At 38.4% G+C, this 2,121-nt stretch carries 4 protein-coding genes; all 4 read left to right on the top strand.

All coding sequences use genetic code 11. The annotated features are described in order from the left end of the window. A partial coding sequence (locus RLO81_RS20205; protein WP_350116226.1) for a hypothetical protein occupies nucleotides 1-430 on the top strand: 430 nt, incomplete at its 5' end. 88 nt (nucleotides 431-518) lie between these two features. Beyond that, nucleotides 519-707 (top strand): type II toxin-antitoxin system HicA family toxin, encoded by a 189-nt coding sequence (locus RLO81_RS20200; RefSeq protein ID WP_350116223.1) that lies wholly within the window; start codon nucleotides 519-521, stop codon nucleotides 705-707. Then, nucleotides 704-916: a type II toxin-antitoxin system HicB family antitoxin gene (locus RLO81_RS20195; RefSeq protein WP_350116220.1), complete on the top strand. Its 213-nt coding sequence runs from the start codon at nucleotides 704-706 to the stop codon at nucleotides 914-916. The genes RLO81_RS20200 and RLO81_RS20195 overlap by 4 nt, the downstream gene beginning before the upstream one ends. A gap of 601 nt (nucleotides 917-1,517) precedes the next feature. Further along, on the top strand, nucleotides 1,518-2,121 hold a 604-nt coding region (locus tag RLO81_RS20190), incomplete at its 3' end, for a DUF1294 domain-containing protein (RefSeq protein ID WP_350116217.1).

Genomic DNA, 2,121 nt, shown 5'->3' with positions numbered 1-2,121 from the left:
AAAATTAGAATTTAAAGAACATCTCAAAACACCATATCCTGATTTAAAATGCGATCTTAATGATAGTGATTTGTATATAGAAGTTGCTCATGCATATGGAACAAGTGTAGATGTTCGGAAAGTTTTGCGAAGAGATACCTCGGCGGAACCGTCAGCAGAAGAAGATTTCAAAAATACAGTTTCACTGAATATGGATGATAGGATAGTTGAGCCGTTAAATGAAACAATTCGCGAGCATTGTAATAAAGACTACATGGGTGAACCATGTTGGCTTTTAGTGAGAATAGGTAACCCACTGTACGATACTTCTGAATTTGAAAGATTTATTAACCGTATAGAAATACCTTCAAACAATAAATTTAATGAAATATGGATACTATGTGGGCCGTGGAAAGAATGTGGAGCATTACAAATATGGCCTACGACATAACCAATCATTCCAGCCGACCCGCTTACGCGGCCGGCTGAATTCAAACGTTATGCGTCAATAGAATGAAATACATTTTAAGGAATACAATTTGAAAGTTAAGGAAGCTATAAAACTGATTGAAAATGACGGCTGGTTCCATGTAAGAACACGAGGAAGTCACCGGCAATACAAACATTCTACGAAAAAAGGACTCGTGACGGTTCCCGGTAAGATGAAAGATGACCTCGCACCAGCTACAATAAACAGTATTCTGAAACAGGCAGGACTCAAATTATGAAATATCTGATTATTATAGAAAAATCTGACTCAGGGTATTCCGCCTACTCACCAGATCTACCTGGTTGTGTTTCAACAGGTAAAACCCCAGAGGAAACCGAGCAAAATATGCACGAGGCCATTGAATTTCATATTGATGGACTTAAGGAAGAGGGTTATGAAATTCCAACACCTACCAGCCGTTCTTCATACGTCGAAGTTGCCGCATAACAAATCACTCCACAGCGACGCGCCAAAGGCGCGCCGCTGAGTTCAATCGTTAGAAGGAATAAGATTGAGACCTAAAGAAAACTGTATTGTAGGATATTCCTTGCTTTTTCTTTGGGCGCCTTATTCGTATTCATTTTTCCCTCTGAATACGATAGGAAACTCCCAATTTCTAGTTGCGTATCACTTTACTATGCTAGTTCTAGGTATTATTGGTGGGGTCATACTATTGTATGGAAAATCGTTTGGTCTCCGTTTAGCATTTTTCGCAACTTTGATGTTTGCGTTTTTTAGAATCTTAGAATTTAGCTGGGCTTTAGAACATATACAAGGTGTTTTTGAAAACTCCAAAAATAATCCTATTGCCGATTATCTGCACATGGAGTATTTAAAACTCAAAGTTTTACCTAGCACAAAAATACCACTCTATAATAAAATCTACTTTTATTATCTTTGGGGAATAATGCCTGTAATACAATTCTTCTTACTTTTAATATTGCCTACGTTAATTATATTAGACAGGAATATTCCTTCTAACAAGCAGCTCCACGAGGACCGCGCAAACAGCGCGCGGCCTGTGAGCTGAGACGTTATAGGTGAAAGTTTGCGCTTAAAAGGGAAAATCAAGCAATGGAATGACGCTAAGGGATACGGTTTCATTTCACCAATGATAGATGGGGAGCCTGTTTTTGTTCATATCAAGTCATTTAGTAAAAAACGCAGGCGCCCTGCCGTCGGTGACGTCGTAACTTACACAAAATCTGTTGATTCTCAGCAGAGACTTTGTGCCAGTGATGTTCATCTTGGTTTTTTTAAAACGAAACAAACCCAAGTAGATAAAAATACTAATATATCCAGTATAGTTGCTGTCATTTTTCTTTTGCTAATTGGGGTTTTGAGTATGGTTAAAGCTGTTCCTGTAATTATTGCCATGATCTATATCTTTGCCAGTTTTATCACATATATTACTTATTCAATTGACAAGGCGTCGGCGCAATCAGGGAGTTGGAGAATACCTGAATCAACACTTCACATGATGTCTTTCTTAGGGGGATGGCCAGGAGCGCTGGTAGCGCAAGCCAGACTGAGGCATAAAACAAGGAAACCTGTATTCAGGTTTGTCTTTTATGCAACAATAATTATGAATGGGATTTTCTTTATCTGGCTGTCGACTGAGGATTATTTCGAAGTAATTGAGAAACTCATTA

This window comes from Fulvivirga sp., assembly GCF_040220315.1.
Classification (GTDB): Bacteria; Bacteroidota; Bacteroidia; order Cytophagales; family Cyclobacteriaceae; genus Fulvivirga.
Note: the sequence above shows the minus strand (reverse complement) of the source record. Positions and strands in the feature narration are given on the sequence as shown.

Bases quoted from the DNA above. Each gene is read 5' to 3' on its own strand.
- RLO81_RS20195 (WP_350116220.1), top strand. From the start codon at position 704: ATGAAATATCTGATTATTATAGAAAAATCTGACTCAGGGTATTCCGCC.